General features: G+C 67.8%; 22 protein-coding genes. 15 read left to right on the forward strand and 7 right to left on the reverse strand.

Annotated features, from left to right (window positions below; all coding sequences use genetic code 11):
• Window positions 1–10: 10 nt before the first annotated feature.
• Window positions 11–1420 (forward strand): type VII secretion-associated serine protease mycosin, encoded by a 1410-nt coding sequence (gene mycP / locus NGR01S_RS08710; protein ID WP_063035636.1) that lies wholly within the window; start codon window positions 11–13, stop codon window positions 1418–1420.
• A 3-nt stretch (window positions 1421–1423) separates the two neighbouring features.
• Window positions 1424–5509 (forward strand): type VII secretion protein EccCa, encoded by a 4086-nt coding sequence (eccCa, locus tag NGR01S_RS08715; RefSeq protein WP_063035637.1) that lies wholly within the window; start codon window positions 1424–1426, stop codon window positions 5507–5509.
• A gap of 40 nt (window positions 5510–5549) precedes the next feature.
• Here the strand turns inward: eccCa and NGR01S_RS08720 are convergent, their stop codons facing one another.
• A complete protein-coding gene (locus tag NGR01S_RS08720) occupies window positions 5550–6164 on the reverse strand; it encodes a GNAT family N-acetyltransferase (protein WP_084480513.1) in 615 nt (204 codons plus the stop codon).
• Window positions 6165–6167: 3 nt separating this feature from the next.
• On the reverse strand, window positions 6168–6974 hold the full coding sequence (locus NGR01S_RS08725; RefSeq protein ID WP_063035638.1) for a GntR family transcriptional regulator: 807 nt from the start codon (window positions 6972–6974) through the stop codon (window positions 6168–6170).
• Between the two features lie 171 nt (window positions 6975–7145).
• On the opposite strand from NGR01S_RS08725, the gene NGR01S_RS08730 reads away from it, so the two are divergent.
• The gene (locus NGR01S_RS08730; RefSeq protein ID WP_063035639.1) at window positions 7146–7643 is read left to right on the forward strand and encodes a DUF4254 domain-containing protein; all 498 of its coding nucleotides are present in this window, start codon (window positions 7146–7148) and stop codon (window positions 7641–7643) included.
• 70 nt (window positions 7644–7713) lie between these two features.
• Here the strand turns inward: NGR01S_RS08730 and NGR01S_RS32380 are convergent, their stop codons facing one another.
• Window positions 7714–9369 (reverse strand): MinD/ParA family ATP-binding protein, encoded by a 1656-nt coding sequence (locus NGR01S_RS32380; protein ID WP_084480548.1) that lies wholly within the window; start codon window positions 9367–9369, stop codon window positions 7714–7716.
• Window positions 9370–10570: 1201 nt separating this feature from the next.
• Here NGR01S_RS32380 and infA point away from each other — a divergent pair.
• From infA to NGR01S_RS08780, 9 genes are all read left to right on the forward strand, one after another.
• Window positions 10571–10792 carry a translation initiation factor IF-1 gene (gene infA / locus NGR01S_RS08740; RefSeq protein WP_003418601.1) on the forward strand — a complete coding sequence of 74 codons (222 nt, stop codon included), beginning with the start codon at window positions 10571–10573 and terminating at the stop codon, window positions 10790–10792.
• 106 nt (window positions 10793–10898) lie between these two features.
• Complete coding sequence (gene rpmJ, locus NGR01S_RS08745; protein ID WP_025347279.1) at window positions 10899–11012, forward strand: 50S ribosomal protein L36; 114 nt, start codon at window positions 10899–10901, stop codon at window positions 11010–11012.
• Between the two features lie 191 nt (window positions 11013–11203).
• Complete coding sequence (gene rpsM, locus NGR01S_RS08750) at window positions 11204–11575, forward strand: 30S ribosomal protein S13 (protein WP_030522614.1); 372 nt, start codon at window positions 11204–11206, stop codon at window positions 11573–11575.
• Between the two features lie 10 nt (window positions 11576–11585).
• Window positions 11586–11999 (forward strand): 30S ribosomal protein S11, encoded by a 414-nt coding sequence (rpsK, locus tag NGR01S_RS08755; RefSeq protein WP_030522613.1) that lies wholly within the window; start codon window positions 11586–11588, stop codon window positions 11997–11999.
• A gap of 22 nt (window positions 12000–12021) precedes the next feature.
• Window positions 12022–12627 (forward strand): 30S ribosomal protein S4, encoded by a 606-nt coding sequence (gene rpsD / locus NGR01S_RS08760; protein ID WP_030522612.1) that lies wholly within the window; start codon window positions 12022–12024, stop codon window positions 12625–12627.
• A gap of 99 nt (window positions 12628–12726) precedes the next feature.
• Complete coding sequence (locus NGR01S_RS08765) at window positions 12727–13785, forward strand: DNA-directed RNA polymerase subunit alpha (protein WP_030522611.1); 1059 nt, start codon at window positions 12727–12729, stop codon at window positions 13783–13785.
• A gap of 122 nt (window positions 13786–13907) precedes the next feature.
• The gene (rplQ, locus tag NGR01S_RS08770; RefSeq protein ID WP_063035640.1) at window positions 13908–14432 is read left to right on the forward strand and encodes a 50S ribosomal protein L17; all 525 of its coding nucleotides are present in this window, start codon (window positions 13908–13910) and stop codon (window positions 14430–14432) included.
• 267 nt (window positions 14433–14699) lie between these two features.
• On the forward strand, window positions 14700–15494 hold the full coding sequence (gene truA / locus NGR01S_RS08775) for a tRNA pseudouridine(38-40) synthase TruA (RefSeq protein WP_063035712.1): 795 nt from the start codon (window positions 14700–14702) through the stop codon (window positions 15492–15494).
• Between the two features lie 144 nt (window positions 15495–15638).
• Entirely contained in the window at window positions 15639–16466 is an 828-nt protein-coding gene (locus NGR01S_RS08780) for an LLM class F420-dependent oxidoreductase (RefSeq protein ID WP_063035641.1), read from the forward strand.
• Between the two features lie 50 nt (window positions 16467–16516).
• Here NGR01S_RS08780 and NGR01S_RS08785 read toward each other — a convergent pair whose 3' ends face one another.
• Window positions 16517–16816: a metal-sensitive transcriptional regulator gene (locus tag NGR01S_RS08785; protein ID WP_063035713.1), complete on the reverse strand. Its 300-nt coding sequence runs from the start codon at window positions 16814–16816 to the stop codon at window positions 16517–16519.
• Window positions 16817–16997: 181 nt separating this feature from the next.
• On the opposite strand from NGR01S_RS08785, the gene NGR01S_RS08790 reads away from it, so the two are divergent.
• A complete protein-coding gene (locus NGR01S_RS08790; RefSeq protein ID WP_063035642.1) occupies window positions 16998–17807 on the forward strand; it encodes an S-methyl-5'-thioadenosine phosphorylase in 810 nt (269 codons plus the stop codon).
• 42 nt (window positions 17808–17849) lie between these two features.
• On the forward strand, window positions 17850–18410 hold the full coding sequence (locus NGR01S_RS08795; RefSeq protein WP_063035643.1) for an NADPH-dependent FMN reductase: 561 nt from the start codon (window positions 17850–17852) through the stop codon (window positions 18408–18410).
• 121 nt (window positions 18411–18531) lie between these two features.
• On the opposite strand, the gene eccE is transcribed toward NGR01S_RS08795, so the two are convergent.
• On the reverse strand, window positions 18532–20199 hold the full coding sequence (gene eccE, locus NGR01S_RS08800) for a type VII secretion protein EccE (protein WP_063035644.1): 1668 nt from the start codon (window positions 20197–20199) through the stop codon (window positions 18532–18534).
• Between the two features lie 110 nt (window positions 20200–20309).
• Between eccE and eccB the strand changes: the two genes are divergently transcribed.
• Entirely contained in the window at window positions 20310–21779 is a 1470-nt protein-coding gene (gene eccB / locus NGR01S_RS08805) for a type VII secretion protein EccB (RefSeq protein ID WP_063035645.1), read from the forward strand.
• 269 nt (window positions 21780–22048) lie between these two features.
• Here the strand turns inward: eccB and mycP (NGR01S_RS08810) are convergent, their stop codons facing one another.
• Window positions 22049–23413: a type VII secretion-associated serine protease mycosin gene (gene mycP, locus NGR01S_RS08810; RefSeq protein ID WP_063035714.1), complete on the reverse strand. Its 1365-nt coding sequence runs from the start codon at window positions 23411–23413 to the stop codon at window positions 22049–22051.
• A 41-nt stretch (window positions 23414–23454) separates the two neighbouring features.
• Complete coding sequence (gene eccD / locus NGR01S_RS08815) at window positions 23455–24921, reverse strand: type VII secretion integral membrane protein EccD (protein ID WP_063035646.1); 1467 nt, start codon at window positions 24919–24921, stop codon at window positions 23455–23457.
• Between the last annotated feature and the right edge of the window lie 70 nt (window positions 24922–24991).

A 24991-nucleotide genomic window follows, 5' to 3' on the forward strand; every position in this document is an offset into this window, starting at 1 on the left:
AGGCGAATTGATGAGCACTTCGTCGCGGCTGGCCGGGGTGGCGCTGATGGTCGGTCTCAGCACGATCGGGTTGCCCGCGCCCGCCTCCGCCGTCGCACCGCCCGGTATCGACGAGGGGGCCCTGGGCGCCGCGATGGCCATCGCGGCAGCGGCAGGGCCGCTCGAACCGACCGAACAGCGATCGGTCTGCGCCGAACCGACTCTCGCCGGTGCCCCACCCCGGGACCCGCCACCGTCGCAACGCCTCCTCGACCTGCCCGCGGCCTGGCAGTTCAGCCGAGGCGGGGGACAGAAGGTCGCGGTGATAGACACGGGGGTCAACAGGCATCCACGTCTGCCCGCCCTGCAGCCGGGCGGCGATTTCGTGTCGAATAGCGACGGTACTGCCGACTGCGATGGTCACGGCACCCTGGTCGCCGGTGTCATCGCCGCCGCGCCGAGTCCCGATGACGGATTCGCCGGAGTGGCCCCCGATGCGCAGATCCTGGCGATCCGCCAGCTCAGCCTGGCCTACGAAGCGAAGGACCGGCCCGGCGGCGACGTCGCGGGCCAGATCACTACGGCCGGGTACGGCACTGTGGCGACTCTGGCCGCGGCGGTTGTCCGTGCCGTCGACACGGGTGCCACCGTGATCAATATCTCCGAGGTCGCCTGCGCGCCGTCCGGGGCCGCTCCCGCCGACGCGGCGCTCGGCGCCGCCGTGAAATACGCCTACGACCGAAATGTGGTCGTGGTGGCTGCCGCCGGCAACGTGCAGCAGGGTGGGGCCTGCGAGCAGAACGAGGGTACGGACTGGGGTGCGGTGCGGACCGTGGTGAGTCCCGCCTGGTTCAGCCCGTATGTGCTCTCGGTCGCGTCGGTGGACGCCGATGGAAGGCCCTCGCCTTTCTCTATGCACGGCCCCTGGGTCGGCGTCGCCGCACCAGGCCACGGCATCGTCTCGCTGGACAGCAGGCCGGGCGGCACCGGTGTCGTCGATTCCGTGCAGACCGGCGAGGGCGTCGGGTCCATCGATGGGACAAGCTTCTCCTGTGCCTATGTCTCCGGGCTCGCCGCATTGGTGCGTGCCAGATTCCCCGAGCTCTCGGCTCAGCAGGTGATGGACCGGATCACCCGCACGGCGATGCAACCCGGGTCCGGTCGAGACGACCGGATCGGTGCGGGACTGATCGACCCGCTCGCCGCGCTCACGGCGCAGTTGCCCGCGCAGCCGATCGGTACGGGAGCCGATGTGCCGCGAGCGCTGCCCGCGCCGGCGCCCGCGCCGTATGTCGATCCGCTACCGCGCACAGTGGCGACCGTCGGCACGCTTACCTTGCTCTCCCTGCTGGGAGTCGGATACGCGTTGTCCGTCCCGTTCCGCAGACAACGCGGCAGCGCCGATCCAGCGGCGGACACCGGAGCCGGAGAAGGGCTGTAGGACATGGCTACCGAAGGATTTGTGCGACGGCCTCGGATCGCACCGCCCCGGCCCCCGGGCGGGGAAGTGGCACTCAGCGCCCCACCGGAGATACCCCGGCCGGTGCCGGCCGGGTTGTTGATGAAACTCATGCCGTTGGTCATGGTCGTCGCCGTCGTCGGCATGATCGCGATGATGGTCATGATGGGCCGGAACCTGCTGGCCAATCCCTTCATGATGATGTTCCCGCTGATGATGCTCATGTCCATGGTCGGCATGATGGCGGGTTACCGGGGCGGCGGTGGTACCAAGCAGGCCGCGGAACTCAATGAAGAACGTAAAGACTATTTCCGGTACCTCGACCAGGTACGCAAAGATGTGCGCAAGACCGGCGTTGCCCAGTTGGAAGCGTTGAGCTGGAGCCATCCCGAGCCGGCGGATCTGCAATCGATAGTCGGCAGCCGGCGGATGTGGGAACGACGGCCGAACGATCCCGATTTCGGTCATGTGCGAGTGGGGGTCGGCAGTCATCGGCTGGCGACCAAGCTGGCCCGGCCCGAAACCGGTCCGCTGGAGGACCTGGAGCCGGTGTCCACGGTCGCGCTGCGCCGGTTCGTCCGAACCCATTCGGTGGTGCACAATCTGCCCACCGCGATCTCGTTGCGGGCATTCCCCGCCGTCAATATCGAAGGCGATCCCGTGGCGGCCCGGATGCTGGTCCGGGCGATGCTGATGGAGTTCACCGCCCTGCACGGGCCGGACCACACCGCGGTGGCGATCATCTGCGCCGACCCGGACGGCGATACGTGGGCATGGGCGAAATGGCTGCCCCACCTGCAGCATCCCGTCGAACGAGACGAACTCGGTTCCCGGCGCATGATGTATCAGTCGCTGGCCGAACTCGAGACCGCCATGTCGGCCGAACTTCTCGAGCGCGGCCGCTTCATGCGCAACGCGCAGCCGACGGCGGGGCGTATCCACCTGTTGATCATCATCGACGACGGTTACGTCAGCGGCACCGAGCGGATCGTCAGCGACGCCGGACTGGACTCGGTCACCGTCGTCGACCTGTCCGCCCCGCAGACCGGGCTGGCTGTGCGCCGCGGACTGCAACTGGTCGTCGAGGGCGGGATGGTCGCGGCGAAATCCGCGGCGGGGACGGAGAAATTCGCGACCGCCGACTCGGTCGGCGTGGCGGAGGCAGTCGCACTGGCCCGCGCGATGGCGCGGTATCGGGTGGCGACAGCGGCGCAGATCGTCAGTCTCGGCGACGAGAATCGCTCTGTCGCCGACCTGATGTCGTTGCTGAAGGTGCCCGATGCCGCGCAGATAGATCCGGCGGTGGTCTGGCGTCCGCGCAGCGACCGTGAACGGCTCCGGGTACCGATCGGAGTGACCCCGGACGGTACCCCGGTCGAGTTGGATATCAAGGAGTCCGCCGAGAACGGTATGGGGCCGCACGGATTGTGTATCGGCGCCACCGGCTCCGGTAAGTCGGAGTTCCTACGGACGCTGGTTCTTTCGCTGGTGACCTCGCATTCGCCGGATCTGTTGAATCTGGTGCTCGTCGACTTCAAAGGTGGGGCGACCTTCCTCGGTCTCGACTCGCTGCCCCACGTCGCCGCGGTGATCACCAACCTCGAGGAAGAACTCTCGATGGTCGACCGTATGAAGGACGCGCTGTCCGGCGAAATGAACCGACGACAGGAACTGCTGCGTTCGGCGGGCAACTTCGCCAATGTCACCGAGTACGAGAAAGCGCGCGCCGCGGGCGCACGGCTCGACCCGTTACCGGCACTCTTCATCGTGGTCGACGAGTTCTCCGAACTGCTCTCCCAGAAACCGGATTTCGCCGACCTTTTCGTGATGATCGGCCGGCTCGGCCGCTCGCTGCGTGTGCACCTGTTACTCGCTTCGCAGCGATTGGAGGAGAACAAGCTGCGCGGACTGGACAGCCATCTGTCGTATCGGATCGGCCTGCGTACCTTCTCGGCCAACGAATCGCGCGCGGTGCTCGGTATCACCGATGCGTATCATCTGCCGAGTGTGCCCGGTTCGGCGTATCTGAAAAGCGACGCCGACGATCCGCTGCGGTTCAACGCGGCGTACGTGTCCGGCCCTTATGTTTCACCGCGGGGGAACCAGGACGCCGGCTGGCGTTCGCTCGGCGGCCGGTCTCCGGTGGTGTTCACCGCTCGGGAAGCCGAAGCCGGCTTCCTCGCCGCGCCGCGCGCCGGGGCCGACGCGACGCGCCCCGGACTGCCCGAGCTGCCGCCGCCGCCGGGCGCGGCCGACATGGCTGCTCCGGAAGCCGAACCGATCGGCACCCCGAGTGCCGGTGTACCTCCGGCGCTGCTTCAAGTGGTCGTGGGACGTCTCGTCGGGCACGGACGGCCGGCTCACGAAGTATGGCTGCCACCGCTCGATGAATCTCCGTCCGTCGATATGCTGCTTCCCGATCCGGACTGGAAGTCGCCGGTGAACCGCAGCGGACAGCTGTGGATGCCGATCGGCGTAATCGACAAGCCGTACGAACAACGGCGCGATGTCCTGGTTGTCGACCTTTCCGGAGCGCAGGGCAATCTCGCTGTGGTCGGCGGACCGCAATCCGGCAAGTCGACCACTCTGCGCACGGTAATCCTGGCGGCGGCAGCCACTCATACACCTGAGCAGATCCAGTTCTACTGTTTGGACTTCGGCGGGGGCACCCTGGCCAGTCTCGGGGATCTGCCACATGTCGGATCGGTGGCGAGCCGACTGGAAGTGGACCGAGTCCGCCGGACGGTCGCCGAAGTCGTCACGCTACTGCATCAGCGCGAAGACCGTTTCCGTGAGCTGGGTATCGAGTCGATCGTCGAGTTCCGCAGACGTAAAGCCCGGCTCGCCCAGCTTCCTGAGGCGGAACGGCGCGCCGACCCGCTGTCTGAGGATGCCTTCGGCGACGTATTCCTGGTAGTGGACGGTTGGCCGACCATCCGTGCCGAGTTCGACGCTCTCGAGCAGGCCTTCAACGCGCTGGCCGCCCAGGGTTTGTCCTACGGTATCCACCTCATGCTGTCGGCCGGCCGTTGGCCCGAGATCCGGCCCAACATCAAGGATCTCATCGGCACCAGACTGGAGTTGCGGCTGGGCGATCCGACCGATTCGGAGATGGATCGACGAACCGCGATGCTCGTCCCGATGAACCGTCCGGGCCGGGGTTTGACACCGGAAAGCCTGCACATGCTCGTGGCATTGCCGCGGCTGGATTCCAACTCCGATGCAGATACCCTGGCCGAGGGCGTCGCGGCGGCCAAACAAGAGCTCAATGTGCTCTACGCCGGCAGCCGAGCTCCCGAGGTGCGTATGCTCCCGCTGGAGATACCGCGTGAACAGGTGCTCGAGGCCGCCCGTCGGCACGGAATCGAGCTCGGTCCGACGCGCGTCGTGATCGGTATCGGCGAATCCGAATTGCGTCCTCTGGTTCTCGATTTCGCGGCCCAACCGCATTTGATGGCCTTCGCCGACACCGAATGTGGCAAGACGACGCTGTTGCGCAATATCGTGATGGGTGTGGCCGAGAACTCGAACGCCGATCAAGCGCGGGTGATTCTCATCGACTATCGGCGCACGATGCTCGGGGTCCTCGAAGGCGACCAGCTGGCCGGGTACTCGACCTCTTCCCAGACTTCGGTCGGCATGATCAAAGAGGTCGCGAGCTATCTGAATCGACGCATTCCCGGCTCCGATATCACCCCGAAGCAGTTGCGGGAACGCAGTTGGTGGAGTGGACCGGAGATCTATATCGTCGTCGACGACTACGACATGGTGGTCGCGGGTCAGAATCCGCTGGAACCACTATTGGAGTTCCTACCGCAGGCACGCGATATCGGGATGCATCTCATCGTCGCCCGGCGGTCCGGTGGGGCGGCTCGCGCGTTGTACGACAAGGTCCTCGGCAGGATGAAGGATATCTCGGTGGACGCTCTGCTGATGAGCGCGCCCAAGGACGAAGGAAGAATCCTGGGTGATATCCGCGCGGCGAAACTACCCCCCGGTCGGGGCACGCTGATCTCTCGTTCCCGCAGCGAACCCGAGTTGGTCCAGGTGGCCTACCTTCCGCCGGTGTAGTCGGCGCACCCGGCCGAGGACCGGTCGACCGGCGATGGATTCATCCCGATACGGGCAGAGTTATCGGAAAACCGGTCAGCGGTGTCGTCGAGAACAGTGCCTCCCGGCCGCCGCGATCGCCCTCGTCCCGCATCCAGCTGTTGACGTGGCGTTCGAACAGCGCACACGAGGGGCTTTGGCTGCCCGGTTCGGCGATCCGTGCCAACCGGAATCCGGCCCGCAGGTAATAGGCGTGCAGGTCGCTGTTGGTGGTCCAGGCGTCCAGCCGCACCCAATGGCGTCCGTGGGCACGGACGAGCGCGGCCGCATGGGCCAGCAGCTGCTGGCCGACCCCCTGCCCGGCATAGCGGAGATCCACGATCAGGTGGTGAACGATCAGCGAATCGCCGAGTTCCGCGGCCGTCCACAACTCCTGGTCCGCGCGCTCATTGATGGTGATCGTACCGGCGGGCCGGCCGTCCACCTCCGCGATCCAGGTTTCCCAGGCGGATACGGCCCTGCGTACCACGTGTGCGAAGTAGTCGATCGATAAGCCGCACGCCGCGGTAGACCATTGATCCGAGCCACGCGCGGCCAGCCAAGAGGAACGCTGTAGCCGCAGCCGGCAGATCAGTTCCAGGTCATCGGATGCGGCGGGCCGAATCTGCACCGTCATGAGCTAGAACCATATCTCGGACCGATCGGTCTCATCCAGCACGCCACGGATCACCGCTGTTCCGGCGGAATCGCCCAGTTCGTAGGCAAGTCGATTGCTGGTCGCGATGGAGCGATGGCGGGTCACCCGGGTGACCCGCCGGTGATTGGCGCCGACTCGCAGATGATCCAACAGGATGGTGCCGACGGCGACGCCGAGCACCGCGGCCTCCTCCGCGCTCGCCGGACGCGCGACAAGGGTGTCGCGGTGAGCGGTCTCGCCGTGACCGCGATCGGCGAGGCGGCGTGTAGTCCCTTCAGCGATATCGTGAGGTGAATCGATACCGGTCGCCTCGGCCAGATCTCGCGGATAGAAGCTCACCTCCCATGACCACGGCTCATTGTCGAGAAATTGCACGACGGTCCGAGCCAGCACCCAGGAGTCCACCGGGATGCCCAGCCACTGGGCGACACGCTGGTCGGCCGGCTCCATCCGCGCACTGAACTCTTTGGTCGGACGCCGGCCCGCGGCGCGCGCTATCTCCTCGAAGATATCGTGGCCGGCTCGTGGCCGATCCGGCCGGATATGGTCGGTGACCACCGATTCCAGCACTTCCCGGCTCCGTACGATGGTCCCCCGGGAGGTTGCTGTGTAGACGAGATTCTCGGCGACGAGTACCTGAATGGCATTACGCGCCGTGGTGAGCGAAACCTGCGTCTGCTCGGCCAGTTCGGAGTGACTGGGTAGCCGATCCCCGGGCTGCCATCTGCCTGCGCGTATCTCCTCGCGGAGGTGGTCCGCGATCCGCCGATACGTCGGACCGTCCGCCATCGTGCTCCTCGGGTGGTCTCCAGGTAACGAAGTGTACGCTTTTCGTGTCCGGGGGGGCCTGTATCGCTTGACAGTGGCCTTTCGCGGTTTATTGTAATCAATGTACTGACCCGGTGTTGTGCGGCGATGAACGGCGAGGCAACCGTGATAGGTTCGGATACAACAGTCGTAATGGCTCTTCCCGGCGCCCAGCGCGGCGCTGATCCCTTGGCGCAGAGCGGGTCTCCCGGTCTGCCGAATTCGGACCTACTGGTACGCGCCGCGCGCGGACACCGGGTCGTCGGGGGGCAGCTGCTCTGGTACGCCCGTGATCTAGCGGTACTCCACGAGCGCAGATTGGTGGGCCGCGGCGGTTCCATCGTCACCGATCCCGACCGGCTGGTCGAGATCGACCGGCGCCGGATGGAATTGGTTCTGGCGATCGATGATTGGGTGGGGCGCAATGTTCCGCAGCATCGGCTCGGTGTCACTCTGCACACCGAAACCGTCGGCGCGATCATCGATCGGCTCGCCGAATCAGCGGTTCGCGCGCATCACGCGCTGATGACCCTGGACGCGAATGACGAACTCCTGCACGGCGCCTGGCATCATCTGGCCGAACTGGCCGATGCCTATGACGCGCTGGTCGGCGATGTGCTGGCCGGAAGGCGCAGGTTGCCGGAGTGGTGACGCCCCGGGCCGGTCGCCGCCACGGCCGGTTCCGGGGTCCACTACGCGGTACCGGTTCCGCGCGCCGGGTTCATCCGCCCTGATGCGGCCGGTAGCTCTGCGTGAAATCGTCGGCCACGGTCGCCGCCAGCTCCACGTAGGCCCGCTTGGTCTCCTTCTTCAACCGTGGCAGGTCGATTTCGGCGCCCTCGGACATATGCGGGTCGAACGGGATCATGTGCACCGCCCGGCAGCGCGAGAGGAAATACTGCCGCAGCTGCTGCACATCGATATTCGGCGTACCGTCGCGCGGCGAGTTGATCACCACCACGGCGTTCTGCACCAGATGGTGGTAGCCGTGCAGCGACAACCAGTCGAGGGTGGCCGACGCGCTCTGCGCGCCGTCGATCGCGGTGGGAGAGATGAGCACCAGGGAATGCGCCAGTTGCAGTACACCCGCCATCGCCGAATGCATCAGACCGGTACCGCAGTCGGTGAGGATGATGTTGTAGAACCGCTGCAGGATTCGGGCCACCGCGCGGTACTCGTCCTCGTTGAAGGCCTCCGAGGCGGCCGGATCACGTTCGCTGGCAAGCACTTCCAGGCGGCTGGTCGCCTGCGAGGTATGCCGCCGGACATCGGAATAGCGTTCGATGGCCGGATCGAGCAGCAGATCCCGGACGGTTGACCGCGTCTGCAACGGGACGCGCTGCGACAGCGTGCCGAAGTCGGGGTTGGCGTCCACCGCGATCACCCGGTCTCCGCGGATCGAGGCGAAGGTCGAGCCCAGACCGATGGTGGTGGTCGTCTTACCGACACCGCCCTTGAGTGAGAGCACCGCGATCCGATAGTCCCCGCGCACCGGTTGGCGGATCCGCGCGACCAGCTCCTGCAGCCGCCGCTCCTCCGCTGACATACCGGGGTTGATCCGGCCGCCGGAGGCGTGGTGCACCACTTTGCGCCAGCCGTGGCCGGAGGCCTTCTTCGCCCGGCGCACCGAGACATCGTCGAGGGATGGCGCGCCCGGGCCCGGTGCGCCGAATTGCGCCGGGTTCTGCTGCCACTGCTGCGGCGGCGGCCCACCCTGCTGCTGCTGGGCCGACGGGTGCTGCCACTGCTGCGGGGGTGCGGGGTTGTACTGGGCCGGCCCGAGGCCCTGCGGGGGCGGTCCCGGGTTCTGCTGCCATTGCTGCCGCGGACCCTGAGCGGGGGGTGCCGGAGCCTGGGGTGCCGGTGGCTGAGGGAGGGGTTGCCGGGCAGGGCCCGGTTCCGGGGCCTGCCATCGGGGCGCCGCGGCAGGTGGGGTGGCCTCCGGGGCCTGCCACTGGGCACGGTTCGGTGCGCCGGGGCTCGGCCGCATCCGGTCGCCGGGGGCGCCGGCGTGCGGCGGGGGTGCGCTTTCGGGCGCGCGCGGCCCGCCGGCGGGCGCGGTCCCGGGTGCCGGCGGGGGGCTGCTCTCCGGAGCTCGGAAGGGGTCCGGAGCCGAGGTGGGTTCGGCTGCCGGGGCATGTTCCGGGGGCGTCGAAGCAGTGAAGGAATCGGGTGCCGTGAACGGGTCCGGTGATCTGGTGGGCTCCGGAACGGGGGTGGGGTCCGGAGCCGGGGAGGGTGCCGGGGGAGTGAAGGAATCGGGTTCCGTGAACGGCTGCGGGGCGGGTGTGAGCGCCGGCGAATCGGCCGGTTCGCCGGCTGCGGGTGCGTCCGACTCGACGGACGCCGAGAGCTCGCCCGGGCCGACGGTGCCCATATCGGCCGCGACCTCGGCGGGAGGCGGCGGCAGATCGGGCAGTCGCCGCAACGGCTGCTGCGGCGCCGGGCTCTCTTCCGCGCGTGGTGAGTCGCCGGGCGGATCGGGCAGCGGCGGTGGTGGTGGGAGGAACTGCGGGGGCGCGGGCGTCGCGGCGGACGGTCCGGCTGCGCCACCCACCCGGTCCTCCGTCGTGCCGGGCCGGGGGTCGGGCTCGGGCGCCTGCTGCGGCGGGATCGGGTGATGCGGGCGCAACCTGTCGAATTCCGGCGCCGGCTCGCCCGGCTGCCGTACCGGCAGCTCCGGCGGATCGGTCGCCGGCGCCCGGAAGGCATTCGGCGCGGCCGCCGTGGGCGCCGGCGCGCTGTCCGGACCCCACTGCTGCCCCGGACCGGGCGTCGGTGGAGCCGGCAGGTCGGGCCGGTCGGCGGGCGGATACGGCGCGGCCGTGCCCTGCCCGGGCGGCGGGAACGGATCGGCGCCCGAGTGGCGCGACGATTCGGTGTGCTCGGGCGGGGGGGTGGCCCACTCGTGCCGGCCGGTCGCCTCGGCCCAGTTGTTGCGTTGGGCGGGGCGGGGGCCGGTGCTGTTGGGGAGGAGCTCCCCGACGCGGTCCTCGAGCGACGGCTGATCCTTGTTCTTGTTCCGGAACCAGCCCTTTCCCTTTTTCTTGTCGCTCTCGGCGGAGCGGTCCTCGCCGCGGCCGCGGCGGGCGAAGAAGCCCTCCGCCGGTTCGGGGGTCTCGGGAATGACCTCGTCCTGGGGCAGATTCTGGACCGGCGGCGGCTCGTAGTTGCGGAAATTCCCCTCGCCGACCCCGGTGACCTCGGTATCGGCCAGCCATGGCGGCAGCATGGGGAGGCCGTCGTTGCTGCGGCTCACCGGTCCCCTCCTGGAATGGTCGACCTCGGACAGCGGCCAGTTTACGCGACAACCACCCTTGCGCTCAGTGTCGGGGAGCCGGGTCCGGGCCGCGCGACGCGCCTCGCGGAGGGTACCCCTTTTTGCCCCATCACATACCTACCGGTAAGCTGACCAGGCGGTGTATCAAAGCGCCGCCTGTTCGTGTGCGATCGGTTGTCGTGTTCGCCGTTGTACACGGTGTGCCGTTCCCGCGGTCGCACCGGTGTGCGCCGGCCGGTCCCGCGGGCAGTACCAGGGCAATCAGACCAGGTTGAGTGTAACCGGGATCGCGGAGGATATGGCGAAGAAAGACGGGGCCATCGAGGTCGAGGGGCGGGTTGTCGAGCCGTTGCCGAATGCGATGTTCCGGATCGAGCTCGAGAACGGGCACAAGGTCCTCGCGCATATCAGCGGCAAGATGCGTCAGCACTACATCCGCATCCTGCCGGAGGACCGGGTCGTCGTCGAGCTGTCGCCGTACGACCTGTCCCGCGGTCGGATCGTCTACCGCTACAAGTGAACGAGTGGGCCCCGGCTCGCTCCCCGAGATTTCCCCGGTCGTACCCGACCGGGGTCAACTGTGTCCACACCCGTAGGTGTGGGCCGCTACGAAAGATTGGACGGACGTGAAGGTTCAGCCGAGCGTCAAGAAGATCTGCGAGAAGTGCAAGGTGATCCGGCGTAACGGCCGGGTCATGGTGATCTGCGACAACCTGCGGCACAAGCAGCGGCAGGGCTGACACCGGGCCTGAGCACCGAACGCGGTTCGGACTGGCACGCAGAAGAACTCCCAGCTCCAGCCGCACACTGAGGATTTTTCCGGGGTGACCCGGAAGGTGTGCGCGCCTACCCCCGGAACGGAGGCCGGGGCCCCACCAGACGAGGGGACGGACAGGGAGCAGACCTCCGCAACAGTTAAGGAAACTCACCAGTGGCACGTCTCATGGGCGTCGACCTCCCGCGCGAGAAGCGCATGGAGATCGCACTGACCTACATCTACGGCGTCGGTCGTACCCGCTCGAAGGAGATCCTGGCCGCGACGGGCGTCAGCCCGGACCTGCGCTCGAAGGATCTCACCGACGAGCAGGTCACGCAGCTGCGTGACTACATCGAGGGCTCGTCCCTCAAGGTCGAAGGTGACCTGCGTCGTGAGGTCCAGGCCGATATCCGTCGCAAGATCGAGATCGGCTGCTACCAGGGCCTGCGTCACCGTCGTGGCCTCCCGGTCCACGGCCAGCGCACCAAGACCAACGCGCGCACCCGCAAGGGCCCGAAGCGCACCGTCGCCGGCAAGAAGAAGTAGGGGATAAGCGATGCCTCCGAAGTCCCGGGCCTCCGGCCCGAAGAAGAGCCAGAAGTCGCGCCGCAGGGAAAAGAAGAACGTCCCGCACGGTCACGCGCATATCAAGAGCACGTTCAACAACACGATCGTGTCCATCACCGATCCTTCCGGCAACGTCATCTCCTGGGCGTCGTCGGGTCATGTCGGGTTCAAGGGTTCGCGCAAGTCGACCCCGTTCGCCGCGCAGCTGGCCGCCGAGAACGCGGCCCGCAAGGCGCAGGAGAACGGTGTGAAGAAGGTCGACGTGTTCGTCAAGGGCCCCGGTTCGGGCCGCGAGACCGCGATCCGTTCGCTGCAGGCCGCCGGCCTGGAGGTCGGCACCATCTCCGATGTCACTCCGCAGCCGCACAACGGCTGCCGTCCGCCCAAGCGGCGTCGCGTCTAAGCGGGAAGGAAGGTAGAGCACAATGGCCCGTTACACCGGACCCATCACCCGCAAATCGCGTCGCCTGCGCGTCGACCTGGTAGGCGGTGACCAGGCTTTCGAGCGTCGCCCCTACCCGCCCGGCCAGCACGGCCGCGCGCGGATCAAGGAGAGCGAGTACCTGCTCCAGCTGCAGGAGAAGCAGAAGGCCCGCTTCTCTTACGGTGTCATGGAGCGGCAGTTCCGCCGGTACTACGAAGAGGCCAACCGCCTCAAGGGCAAGACCGGTGACAACCTGCTGCGTCTGCTGGAGACCCGGCTGGACAACGTCGTGTACCGCGCCGGTCTGGCCCGTACCCGCCGCCAGGCCCGCCAGCTGGTCAGCCACGGCCACTTCCTGGTGAACAACAAGAAGGTCAACGTTCCTTCTTTCCAGGTCACCCAGTACGACATCATCGATGTCAAGGAGAAGTCGCTGGCGACCCTGCCGTTCCAGGTGGCGCGGGAGACCGTCGGTGACCGCCCGGTCCCCGGCTGGCTCCAGGTCATCCCGGGCCGGCTGCGCATCCTGGTGCATTCGCTGCCGGAACGCGCGCAGATCGATGTGCCGCTGCAGGAACAGCTGATCGTCGAGTACTACTCGAAGTAACAGCTGCGCCGCTGGTGTGGGCCGCCGAACCGCGACGGCCCGCACAACCCCTAGACGAGGCGTCAAATAGCGGGCGCCCAAAACAGGAGGATTGATCCCATGCTGATTTCCCAGCGTCCGACCCTCACCGAAGAGGTCATCGCCGACAATCGGTCGAAGTTCACCATCGAACCGCTCGAGCCGGGCTTCGGATACACCCTCGGTAACTCGCTGCGGCGCACCCTGCTGTCCTCGATCCCGGGGGCCGCGGTGACCAGCATCCGCATCGACGGCGTTCTGCACGAGTTCACCACCGTGCCCGGTGTGAAGGAGGATGTCACCGACATCATCCTGAACCTCAAGGGCCTGGTCGTGTCCTCCGAAGAGGACGAGCCGGTCACCATGTACCTGCGCAAGCAGGGCCCGGGGACCGTCACCGCCGATGACATCGTGCCGCCGTCGGGTGTGGTCGTGCACAACCCGGATATGCATATCGCCACCCTGAACGACAAGGGCAAGCTCGAGATCGAGCTGGTCGTCGAACGTGGTCGCGGTTATGTCCCGGCGGTGCAGAACAAGGCGACCGGTGCGGAAATCGGCCGGATCCCGGTGGATTCGATCTACTCGCCGGTGCTCAAGGTGACCTACAAGGTCGAGGCCACCCGTGTCGAGCAGCGCACCGACTTCGACCGGCTCATCCTGGACGTGGAGACCAAGAACTCCATCAGCGCGCGGGACGCGCTCGCCTCGGCGGGCAAGACCCTGGTCGAACTGTTCGGCCTGGCCCGTGAGCTGAACGTCGAAGCCGAAGGTATCGAGATCGGCCCCTCCCCGGCCGAGGCGGATCACATCGCCTCCTTCGGGCTGCCGATCGAGGATCTGGACCTCACCGTCCGTTCCTACAACTGCCTGAAGCGCGAGGGTGTGCACACCGTCGGCGAGCTGGTGGCGCGGACCGAATCGGATTTGCTGGATATCCGCAACTTCGGCCAGAAGTCCATCGACGAGGTCAAGGTCAAGCTGCACGCGCTGGGCCTCTCGCTCAAGGACAGCCCCGCGTCCTTCGACCCGTCCAGCGTGGTCGGCTACGACGCGAGCACCGGAACCTGGTCCGACAGCGGCACTTTCAGCGATAACGACGGCGGCGAGCAGGACTACGCCGAAACCGAACAGCTCTAGGCCGCGCAGGGGTAGGCACCCGCGTCGGCCTTGCGCCCGCGATGTGAGCGTGCAGTCGAGGGCATGGAAGTTCATGCCCAACGTCGGACGCCCACACCGCACATACACAAGGAGAACCCACAATGCCCAAGCCCAAGAAGGGCGCTCGCTTCGGCGGGTCGGCGTCGCACCAGAAGGCGATCTTCGCCAATCTGGCCACGGCGCTCTTCGAGCACGGTCGGATCACGACCACCGAGGCCAAGGCCAAGGCGCTGCGCCCCTACGCCGAGAAGCTGGTCACCAAGGCCAAGGCCGGTACCCTGGCCGACCGCCGCGAGGTGCTCCGGGTGATCCGGAACAAGGACGTCGTGCACGATCTCTTCGCCGAGATCGGTCCGTCGTTCGAGGGCCGCAACGGCGGCTACACCCGGATCATCAAGACCCTGCCGCGTAAGGGCGACAATGCCCCGATGGCGATCATCGAGCTGGTCCGGGAGCAGACCGTGACCAACGAGGCCGATCGCGCCCGCCGGGTCGCCGCGTCGCAGAAGGCGGAGGAGAAGGCCCCCGAGGCCGAGACCGAAGCCACCGAGGCTCCGGCCGAGGAAGTCGCGGCCGAGGAGAAGGCCGAGGAGAAGGCTGACGACAAGGCTGACGACAAGGCGTAATTCGTCTGCCGGGGACGCGCGCGATGTGGGTCCCCGGTTCGTCGACGAGCCCGCCGCCCATTACGGGCGTGCGGGCTCGTCCCGTATCCGGAGGATGGTCTGGTGAGCGAACACGATCCGGGATCCGCGACAACCGGTTCGGTCCCGTGCGGGCCCGCCGGCACGCGGGCGATCGGCGGACCGGCCACGGCGGCCGGGACCGCGAGTGGGCCGTGCCAGGAGACCGCGACGACGTCGGTACCGGCGCCGGAAGGCGGGCGCTTCCGCTTGGATATTTCCTATGACGGCACCGACTTCGTGGGCTGGGCTCGCCAGCCCGGTCTGCGGACCGTACAGGGTGTGCTCGAGGAATCGCTGGGGAAAGTGCTGCGCGAGCCGGTGCAGTTGACGGTCGCCGGACGCACCGACGCCGGGGTACACGCCGAGGGGCAGGTCGCTCATTTCGATACCGGGGCGGAGGTGGACGCCGACAAGCTCGTGCACCGGATGGCCAAATTCCTGCCAAAGGACGTCCGGATAACCGATCTCCGTCCGGTACCCGCCGAATTCGACGCCCGCTTCTCGGCGATTCGCCGCCACTACATCTACCGTCTCACCACCGCGCCCTATGGTGCCGACCCCTTGGCCGCGCGCAGCGTGGTGAGTTGTCGGCCGGTTGATCTCGATGCCATGCGGGCGGCCTCGCGCAACCTGCTCGGCCTGCACGATTTCGCCGCTTTCTGCCGTCGCAGGGAGGGCGCGACGACCGTCCGCGAACTGCAGCGTTATGACTGGGTGCGGGAGGGCGAGCACCTGAACGCCCATGTGAGCGCCGATGCCTTCTGCTGGTCGATGGTCCGCAGCCTGGTCGGCGCGGTGCTCGCGGTGGGGGAGGGCCGCCGGACACCGGAGTGGGTCGCGGGGCTGCTGGCGGAGCGGAGCCGGTCGAGTTCGGTGACCGTCGCGCCCGCGCACGGGCTGAGCCTTGTCGCGGTCGACTACCCGGCGGAACAGGACCTGGCCGCCCGCAACGTCCAGACCCGGGAGATGCGGTCGGTTCCCGCGGGGGACTGCTGTATCTGATGGCCTCGTCTCCGGCGGGCGGGCCGGGGCTCCGTGACCCCGGCTCGTCAACTCCGGCGCTCAGTCGCTGCGCTCAGTCGCTGCAGAACCGCGGATAGGGTCGGGGCTGGAATAGGTCCCCTCGACGAGAAGGTTGCGGTAGGTATGACCATCGATCTCGGACGGTACGGCGTCTGGCGCTACTACAAGCTGTTCACCCCGGAAGCGGCGGCGGAACTCGAGCGACTCGGCTACGGGGCCCTGTGGCTCGGCGGCTCGCCGAGCGCCGACCTCCCGGTGGTGGAGGACCTGCTGGCGGCCACCGAGACCCTGAAGGTCGGCACCAGCATCGTCAACATCTGGACCGCGCCCGCCGCCGAAACCGCCGAATCCTTCCATCGGATCGAGCAGCGGTTCCCGGGCCGGTTCGTGCTCGGCATCGGCTGCGGTCACCCGGAGGCGAACAAGCCCTACCGTTCCCCCTACGAGGCACTGGTCGAATACCTCGACGAACTGGACGCGGCCCGGGTCCCGGTCTCCGGCCGGATGCTCGCCGCGCTCGGCCCGAAGGTGCTGAAGCTGGCGGCGGACCGTACCGCGGGCGCGCTGCCCTATCTCACGACTCCGGAGCACACGGCGCAGGCCCGTGAGATCGTCGGTGACGCGCTGCTGGTGCCCGAACAGAAGCTCGTCGTGGACACCGATCCCTACAGCGCCCGCGCCACCGGCCGCACCGTGGTGGACATGTACCTCGGCCTGCGCAACTACACCACCAACCTGCGGCGTCTCGGCTACACCGACGAGGACATCGCCAAGCCGGGCAGCGATCGCCTGCTCGACGCGCTCGCCGTGCACGGGCCGGCCGATCAGGTCGCGGCGCAGGTTCGCCGTCATATCGAGGCGGGCGCCGATCACCTCGCGCTGCAGGTCCTCGACGAGGACTACCTGGCTACGCTGCGCACCCTGGCGCCGCTGCTCACTCAGCAGTCCTGACTCGGCGGGTGGGGTGTAGCCCGCGTGGGTGACCCCACCCGGGACAGGGCTCAGGAACGAACCAGCCGGGCGATCGCGTCGGTGGCTTCCTTGATCTTGGCCTCGGCATCCGGGCCACCGGCGACCGCCGCGTCCACCACGCAGTGGCTGATATGGTCCTCCAGTAGTCCCATCGCGACCGCTTGCAGGGCCTTGGTCATGGCGGAGACCTGGGTGAGGATATCGATGCAGTACTTCTCCTCCTCCACCATCCGCTGCAGGCCGCGAGCCTGCCCCTCGATCCGGCGCAGCCGCTTGAGGTAGTCGTCCTTGGCGGTGATGTAGCCGTGGTTCGCGTGGTCGTGGGACATGTGGCCGGTCCCCGTCTCGTCGGCGGATCCCGCCGTGGTGGATGTGGAAGTCACCGATTGTCTCCTCTGCGCCGGTCGAGAGGACCGTTGATACCCCCCTAGGGTACAGTTCCGGTCCGGGCTTGTCAGGTGCGTGCCCTCGCCTGTGCGCCCATGCCACCTACGCGGAACAATCGAGACCATGACTTCCCAGGATCGGCCCGCGCTGGCCGTCATCGGCGGTAGTGGATTCTACGATTTCTTCGACGGCGCCACAGACGCGGTCACCCTGCGAACCCCCTACGGTGATCCGAGCGCGCCGATCACGGTGGGGGAGGTCGAGGGCCGCCCGGTGGCCTTCCTCCCACGCCACGGAGCACGGCACGAGTACTCCCCGCACACCCTGCCCTACCAGGCCAATATGTGGGCACTGCGATCGATCGGCGTGCGCCGTATCTATGCCCCCTGCGCGGTCGGCAGTCTGCGGCCCGACTGGGGCCCGGGCGCCGTGGTCATCCCGGACCAACTCGTCGACCGCACCTCCGGGCGCCCACAGACCTATTTCGACGGTAACGGTATACACGTCTCCTTCGCCGACCCCTACTGCGCCGACCTGCGCGCCACCGCGGTGAAATCCGCCGACAGCGCGGTGCACGTCCACCCGCACGGGACCATGGCGGTCATCCAGGGACCGCGCTTCTCCACCCGGGCCGAGAGCCGCTGGTTCGCCGCCCAGGGCTGGGAGCTGGTCAATATGACCGGCTATCCGGAAGCGGTACTCGCCCGCGAACTGGAGATGTGTTACGCGGTAATCGCGCTGGTCACCGATCTGGACGCGGGTATCACCGAGGGAGAAGGCGTGCGAGCGGCCGATGTGTTCGCCGAATTCGAACGCAATATCAAGCCCTTCAAGGACCTCGTCCGCGCCGCGGTCGCCGCGGTCGCCGACACCGAGACCTGCGAGCACTGCCGGGTCCACGCCGGGGTCGCGTTACCCTTCGAACTGCCCTGAACCATCCCGCGGCTCCGCGCGGCCGCGGGATAGTCTCGTCCGGTGGATACGCCCCTGCGACTAGAGGTGATCGTCGCCAGCGTCCGGCCCGAACGTTTCGCGCCCGTGGTCGCCGACTGGTTCCTGCGCACGGCGCGGGCCCGGACCGAATTCGATATCGGCGTGCTCGACCTGCTGGACATCCCGCTGCCGCTCGATCTCACCGAAACCCCGGAGACTCTCCGCTTCCGCGAGAGGCTGGCGGCCGCGGACGCGTTCGCCGTGGTGACCTCGGAGTACAACCACGGCTATCCGGCCTCGCTGAAAACCGCCTTCGACAGCGCGAAACACGAATGGCGCGCCAAGCCGGTGGGTTTCGTGTCCTACGGCGGGCTGTCGGGTGGTTTGCGCGCGGTGGAACAACTTCGCCAGGTGGTGGCCGAGGTCCATATGGTCTCGGTACGCGAATCGGTGAGCTTCCATCGGGCGCGTAAACAGTTCGACGCCGCGGGGAACACGGGCGACGGTGCGGCTATCGACGCCGCGGACCGGATGCTGACCCAACTCGCCTGGTGGGCTCCGACGTTGCGCAATGCGCGGTCCGCCGACCCCTACCCGGGCTGAGGCTCGGACGGAGCCCGTGCCTCCGGAAGGCCAGCGGTGACCGGTCGAATCCGGGACAGGGGTTTCGGATCCATGGCACGAGCGGGGATGGACCGCAAGCCCGGAGTGGTGCCGAAGGTGTTCAGTGGTGCTGGGGTTGCTGGGCCGCCGACGCGGGACGGCGGGTCCGGGGTTCACCGATGTAGGTGTGTTCCCGGGGAATCGAGACCAGGTTCAGCGGAATCTGCGTGGTCGCGGTACGGACGACGACCCGGTTACCGATCGCTCCGGGTTGCTGGATCGACAGGTCGGGTTTGGTGGCCGGCCAGCCCATCGGGTCGCCGGTGACATAGATCGTGGTGATACCGGCGTGCGGTGCGGGGGCGAGCACGCCGTCGACGACGGTCGCGGTGAACATGGCGTCGGACTGGTGCATTTCGACGGCAAGCATCAGGCGCTCCGGATTGCCGATCGTCTCGATCAGCTGGTACCACGCTTGTGGGCGGTCGGTGCGCACCAGGATCCGTTCACCGACGGCCAGCGCGCGGAACACCAGCTGCTGTGCGAGATACAGTTCGCCCGCGACGTACACCGACGAGATACCGGCACCGACGAGCCGCAGTGCCACACCGTTGCCCTCGTCGTCGGATCCGATCAGCTGTCCACAGCCCGACGACGGCAGGGCCAGCGCGTCCAGCACATCGATCGGGTACTCGGCGGTGGGGACGATGTCCTCGACATCGGGGATACCGACCGGCAGATGCGCGAGCAGCCCGTCACGATGCCGGCCGTTCATCGAAACCATACCCTTGGAGGTGTTCTTCTCCGGGAGTTCCCGCAGGGTGGACCGCCAGGCCGCGCCGACGTGCACGGTATCGGCCGTACTGCCGGGCCGCAGCCGGACCGCGACGGTGGTGCCCCGGGATTCGGCCACCCACAGCTGCGAAAGGATCTCCGAACCCAGCTGTTTCGGATCGATCGCGGACCCGATGTTGACGCTGTTGCCGAGTTCGGCATACCGCCACCGGTGGGTCAGCTCGCGCGCGTCGGCTCCGTGCAGCACCTGACGGACGGCCGCCCGGATCTCCGAGGCGGTCAGCACCCGCGACCCGCACCCCGCGTCCTCGAGCGTCCGCACGATGCGCTGGGTCGCGATGGTGACCGCCCGCGCCGCGCCCTCGTCGCCGCCGCCGCGGCGTTTCGCGGCCCCGGGGCAGTCGACCATATCGAACCCGATCGCCAGCCAGACCGTGCGATACGCGGTGGCGGGCAGTGGCCCCAGCAGGGATTCGTAGATGGCGCCCGCCGGTGTGCCGGAGCGGCTGCGGTGACCGTGACTGATGATGTCGATACCGCTGAGCAGGATGTCGTGCTGGGCGAGGCAGGTCGCCAGCTCCGCCATCGGCAGCAGATGGGAGGCGTGCACCGCGGTACGGTCGATGCGGGTGAGTCCGCCGCGCGGCGGCAGCACCTCGACGACCGCGACCACCCGGCTCTCGTCCCAGTACAGGCCCAGCGAACGGTCGTCCGGTCCGCGGAAATCGCTGCTGTCCCCGATCCGGTATTCGCGGTGGGCCCGATAGTTCCACCAGGTGCCCACCCAATCCAGCAGCACCCGGCGCCCGACCGGAACGAGCGGAACACATCCGACGACGACCGCGATCCCCAGCGCGATCCAGGGGTTCACTCCGGTGACCAAGGCGATCATGCCCGTGACGAGCGCGAATACCTGTGCGATAAGCAGATTGCGCATCGAGATACGCCCGAAAAGCAGGCTGCGCCTGCGCCCCACTGCGGCTGGAACGGCCATCAGAGTCCCCCAGGTACCCGGTGTCGGCCGATTATCGGCGGCCGAGCTGAACTACGTCCTCGCGAACTGTACTGTGTTCGGCGAGCACCAGCACAGTTCGGGGGAAGACGATGCCTTCAAAGCCCACCACCAGGTGGCAGATCAGCGGTTACAACTTCCTGGTTCGCCGGATGGAGCACGCGTTGGTGCGGCGGGACGTGCGGATGCTCCACGACCCCATGCGTTCTCAGGTGCGTGCCTATGTCGTGGGCCTGGTCCTGGCCGTGGTGGTACTCGCCGGCTGCGGTGTGCTGGCCCTGCTCCGGCCGCAGGACAAGATCGACCAGAACAAGATCCTGATCGGCAAGGAATCCGGCGCCGTCTACGTGGTGATCAACGACGTGGTGCATCCCGCGTTGAACCTGGCGTCGGCCCGGTTGGCCGCGGGCGAGGCGCCGGACGCGTCGATCGTGAAGGAAGCCGAGATCGGGAAGAAGGCCCGGGGTCCACTGATCGGTATTCCCGGTGCGCCCGGCTCGATCCACTTCGATTCCGCCGGTACCGGACGGCAATGGACCATCTGTGACGAGATGAAGATCGATGGCAGCCAGGACCGTACGACGTCGGTACTGGCCGGCGACCTCGAGCTCGGCGCGAAAGCCGAATCGATGGGTACGGACAAGGCGCTGCTGGTGCAGGGGGAGAACCACACCTATCTGGTCTACGACAGGAAACGCGCGCGCATCGATATGACCGACCGCGCGGTGACCGACGCCCTGAACATCACCGGCGCCACCCCGCGGCCGGTGAGCGAAGGCCTGATCAACGCGATACCGGAAGTGCAGCCCATCGTCCGGCCCGATATCGCCGATGTCGGTACCGCCCCGACCGGTTTCGAGGTCAGCGGTCACCGCATCGGTGACGTAGTGCAGGTCGGTACCTCCGGAACCGAATATCACGTGGTGCTCGCCGACGGGCTGCAACCCATCTCGGCCCTGACCGGGGAGATCATTCGTAACTCCAACCCGCAGACTCCGGGTGACGACACCATCGACCAGCGCGAACGCACCGATGCCCCCGTTTCGACGGCCCTGCGGGTGGGCGACTACCCCAAGACGGCCCCGGCCGTGCTCGAGCCCAAGGACCATCCGGTGAGCTGCCTGTCCTGGAAACCTATCCCGGAAGCCGGCGAGAACACCGGCACCCGGGCCGAATTGCACGTCATCACGGGAGTCGGCCTGCCGATATCGGACAGCGCGAAACTGGTACCGCTCGCCCAGGCCGACGGGTCGGGCCAGAACGTCGACTCCGCCTACCTGGCTCCGGGGACCGGCGCCTATGTCCAGACCACCGGGATCGAACCGGACAGCAGCCGTAAGGACAGCGTCTTCTATATCGCCGATACCGGTGTGCGGTACGGCATCAAGAACGCCGACGCCGCGAAGGCGCTGGGTATGCCCGGGAAAGCCGAGTCCGCGCCCTGGCCCATCGTCGGGCTGCTGGCCTCCGGGCCGAGCCTGGGCCGAGAAGAAGCACTGGTCGCACACGACGGGGTCGCACCGGATCCCTCGCCGGCCGCGCAACCGGTGGCCACGAAGTAGTACTGGTCCAGATCGGTGGATGCACCGCTCAGTTGCCGTCATCTCCACCGGGTTCGATCGAGCGTGGAGGCGCTGGCCTGGTAGAGCCAGCGCTATTCGGTGTCGTCGAAATGCGGATCGCAGAGGTGTTCACCGGCCGGAGCCGGAACAGACGCTGCCGGACCCCGCCGGATTCCGAACGCCCAACCGGAACACGACACGTCGACAGACCCGCCGCGGTCGGCGCGGATCTTCTCCGGCGCCGAGCGACTCGATCGGGAGGCGTCGCCTCAGGCGTCGTCGTCGCCGACGCCGAAGCGGCGACGGGCCGGGAACGAGGCGAGATAGCCGAGCACCAATCCGCCCCCGATGATCCCACTGCCGATGAGGGCCACATTCCGGGCGGTATGGTCCGGCGGTGGGGGCGGAGCGGGGATCGCGAGCTGCTTGCTGACCGCGGGATTCGGCTGCTTGGGCCGTAATTCGTCGGGAACCTCGTTGGTCAAGGCCGCGATCGGGTCGATCGCGCCGTAGCCCACATAGGGGTTCCAGCCCTCGGCCGGTGCGTGGGCGGTCGCCTGGATGCGTTTCATGACCTCGACGGCGGACAATTCAGGAAAACGGGAGCGCACCAGCGCGACCACGCCGGAGACATAGGGTGCCGCGAAACTGGTGCCGTTGATGGTCTGCCGACCGCCCTGGGCATCGACCGTTCCGTTGATGACCCCGGCGCTGTGCACGTCGAGGGAGACGATGTTCTCGCCCGGCGCGGCGACACTGAGCCAGGGGCCCGGGACGGTGAACTCCGAGGGGGCACCGTTCGCATCGATAGAGCCGACCGAGAGCACCAGATCGTCATAGCGAGCCGGTGTCACGTTGACGGTCGCATTGCTCCACGGGTCCGCCGCGGGATCCAGCGGGTCCTGGATGCCGGTATTGCCCTTGCAGCTGTCGTTGTCGGTATTACCGGCCGAGGCCACCACGACCACGTTCTTCTGGTGGACGGCGTAGTCGAGCGCGGCACCGAGCGAAGCATCGGAGATAGGGCCGGCACTGCACGCGACCTCGGAGATATTGATGACAGTGGCGCCCATATCGGCGGCCCGCCGGACGGCCTGCGCCATGGTGGCGACATTGCCGTATCCCTCTTTGGAGAGATCTTCCGGCGTTTTGGTGGCATTGCTGCCCGCTTTGACGTACTTATCACTCGTCTGGCGGATCGTGAGGATCGCCGCGGCCGGTGCCACTCCGGAGAAGCCCTCGTTCGGGACCCGGCTCGCGCCGATGATGCCGGCCACGATGGTCCCGTGCGCGTCGCAATCCTCGGTGCCGTCACCGCTGTTGGCGACGAAGTCGCCGCCGGCGCGTAGCCCGGGCAGCCGGGGATGGCGGGCCACCCCCGTATCGATCACCGCGACGACCTGCCCGGCTCCTTCGGAGAACTGCCACGCCCGCGTCAGGTCGAGGGCGGCCTGCGCGGGTGGCACGGTCGGACCGCCGCCGCCGGAAACGGTGCTGTTGCAGGCGGTATTCGCCTTGCGCTCGGTGGCCTGGGTGGGTCTCGCCGGATCACCGGCCGGCAACTGCCCGGGATCGACGGGTGCGGGCCGGTCGGCATACGCCACCGGAGAGCCGAGCCCGAGCGTCGCACTCATCCCGAGTACCGCGGCCACCGCCGCGGCGCGGACCCCCCGGTTCACAGCCCGCGGACGAGGGAGTAGAGGTCGGTCACCCAGAACACGAGCGGCAGCACCGCGGCCACGAAGCCGTATTCGATCAGTTCCGCGGCCCGCCGCATCGGCGGAGTGGCCGTCTGGTTGGGGACGATCATGCCGAGGACGAGCGCGGCGATCAGCATGACCAGGGCGGCTCCGAACGCGGCCAGCGGCAGATCGGTCACGAACGCCATCCCCACCAGCATGGCGAGCAGGATGGCGGCGCCACCCGCGATCAGGATCACGGCCTGTTCGGCGCCGGCGTAGGTGCGGCTGCGGAACATCAGGACCGCCGCGCACACCAGTGCGAGCGCGATGCCCTGCCAGAAGAACCCGCCCCCGGTGGGATCGGTGGCCACCAGCGCGCCGACCACCGTGACCAGCGTGGTCGCCGAGACCAGTCCGCTCAGATAGGTCCGCGCGCGAGCCGATTTCGCGTGCAGGGCATCGAGCGTGGGCAGGGCCCGGTGATCGTCGGGATCGTCTTCGGTCGGATCGATGGGGGTGCCGGGGGAGGGCACGGGGGGCAGCGGCAGTTTCGCCAGCATCATGGAGATCCGCGGGGCCAGCGACAGCGCGGCGAGACCCAGGGCCGCCACCACCGCGCCGACGGCCTTCATCGGCAGCTCGGTGAGCAGGCCGACCAGCGCGGAGGGCACCGCGAAGAGCGCCACCGTGCCCGCGCCGATGAACAGCCCGAGGCCCACGCCGGTGACCCGCCAGGCCAGAATCGCCGTGGCCCCCAATAGCGTGGAACCGAGCAGCATATGGGCCCAGTCGTAGTGATCCGGCACGATCAGCATGCCGCCGGTGAACGCCGGCGGCAGCGCGCAGCCGCCGAGGACCAGCGAGGTCTTCGGATCGCCGTACACCCGGCTCAGGATCATCGCCGCGACCACCAGCAGCACCGCCACCCCCAGCGCGATCGCCCCGGTGATCCAGCCGGGCATCGCGTCCGGCGACGCCAGCAGTGCGGTGCAACCCGCCAGCATGGTGAGCACCGCCAGCGCCGAGCCGGTGATCCGCGCGGTAATCGGATTCCACCCGCGGAAATGCTCGGCGTCGGCGACGGCGACGTTGTACATGATGTCGTCGAAGAGCGGGGTCGGCGCGGTGTGGGCCGAGTTCTCCAACATCAGCAGCTCGCCGTCGCGCACCCCCTGTTCACCGAGGCTGAGCGAATTCGACAGCGGCGGCTGGCCGATCCGGGCCAGCACCCAGTCCGCGGGTTCGTAGCGTTCGCCCTGGTGGTCGAAGTCGTTGGTTCTGCTGTGCGCGGCGATCATATCGACCACACTCGGGATCACCAGCGCGACCGGAACATCGACCGGAATGGCCATATCGACCTGGGTGTGTTTGGCCAGAATGGTGACCCTGGTGAGATCCGGTGCGCGGACTATCCCCCGCGAGGAATCTTCCTCCATATGGTCCAGTCGCGCATGCGTCACGCTTCCCCCAAGTTGGTTCGCTACCCTGCTCGTTTTCCGCATTCTCCCAGGAGATCGCGGGTTGCGTGCC

Origin of the sequence: Nocardia grenadensis NBRC 108939, assembly GCF_001613445.1 — a bacterium.
Taxonomy (GTDB): Bacteria; Actinomycetota; Actinomycetes; order Mycobacteriales; family Mycobacteriaceae; genus Nocardia; species Nocardia grenadensis.

What these genes read in the sequence shown, in the direction of transcription:
- rpsD (WP_030522612.1), top strand. Translation starts at nt 12,022, where the DNA reads ATGGCCCGTTACACCGGACCCATCACCCGCAAATCGCGTCGCCTGCGC.
- rpsK (WP_030522613.1), top strand. Translation starts at nt 11,586, where the DNA reads ATGCCTCCGAAGTCCCGGGCCTCCGGCCCGAAGAAGAGCCAGAAGTCG.
- NGR01S_RS32380 (WP_084480548.1), bottom strand. Translation starts at nt 9,369, where the DNA reads ATGGGCACCGTCGGCCCGGGCGAGCTCTCGGCGTCCGTCGAGTCGGAC.
- eccCa (WP_063035637.1), top strand. Translation starts at nt 1,424, where the DNA reads ATGGCTACCGAAGGATTTGTGCGACGGCCTCGGATCGCACCGCCCCGG.
- NGR01S_RS08785 (WP_063035713.1), bottom strand. Translation starts at nt 16,816, where the DNA reads ATGTCCCACGACCACGCGAACCACGGCTACATCACCGCCAAGGACGAC.
- NGR01S_RS08720 (WP_084480513.1), bottom strand. Translation starts at nt 6,164, where the DNA reads ATGACGGTGCAGATTCGGCCCGCCGCATCCGATGACCTGGAACTGATC.
- rplQ (WP_063035640.1), top strand. Translation starts at nt 13,908, where the DNA reads ATGCCCAAGCCCAAGAAGGGCGCTCGCTTCGGCGGGTCGGCGTCGCAC.
- NGR01S_RS08780 (WP_063035641.1), top strand. Translation starts at nt 15,639, where the DNA reads ATGACCATCGATCTCGGACGGTACGGCGTCTGGCGCTACTACAAGCTG.
- NGR01S_RS08725 (WP_063035638.1), bottom strand. Translation starts at nt 6,974, where the DNA reads ATGGCGGACGGTCCGACGTATCGGCGGATCGCGGACCACCTCCGCGAG.
- mycP (WP_063035636.1), top strand. Translation starts at nt 11, where the DNA reads ATGAGCACTTCGTCGCGGCTGGCCGGGGTGGCGCTGATGGTCGGTCTC.
- NGR01S_RS08765 (WP_030522611.1), top strand. Translation starts at nt 12,727, where the DNA reads ATGCTGATTTCCCAGCGTCCGACCCTCACCGAAGAGGTCATCGCCGAC.
- NGR01S_RS08790 (WP_063035642.1), top strand. Translation starts at nt 16,998, where the DNA reads ATGACTTCCCAGGATCGGCCCGCGCTGGCCGTCATCGGCGGTAGTGGA.
- infA (WP_003418601.1), top strand. Translation starts at nt 10,571, where the DNA reads ATGGCGAAGAAAGACGGGGCCATCGAGGTCGAGGGGCGGGTTGTCGAG.
- eccB (WP_063035645.1), top strand. Translation starts at nt 20,310, where the DNA reads ATGCCTTCAAAGCCCACCACCAGGTGGCAGATCAGCGGTTACAACTTC.
- eccE (WP_063035644.1), bottom strand. Translation starts at nt 20,199, where the DNA reads ATGGCCGTTCCAGCCGCAGTGGGGCGCAGGCGCAGCCTGCTTTTCGGG.
- NGR01S_RS08730 (WP_063035639.1), top strand. Translation starts at nt 7,146, where the DNA reads ATGGCTCTTCCCGGCGCCCAGCGCGGCGCTGATCCCTTGGCGCAGAGC.
- mycP (WP_063035714.1), bottom strand. Translation starts at nt 23,413, where the DNA reads ATGAGTGCGACGCTCGGGCTCGGCTCTCCGGTGGCGTATGCCGACCGG.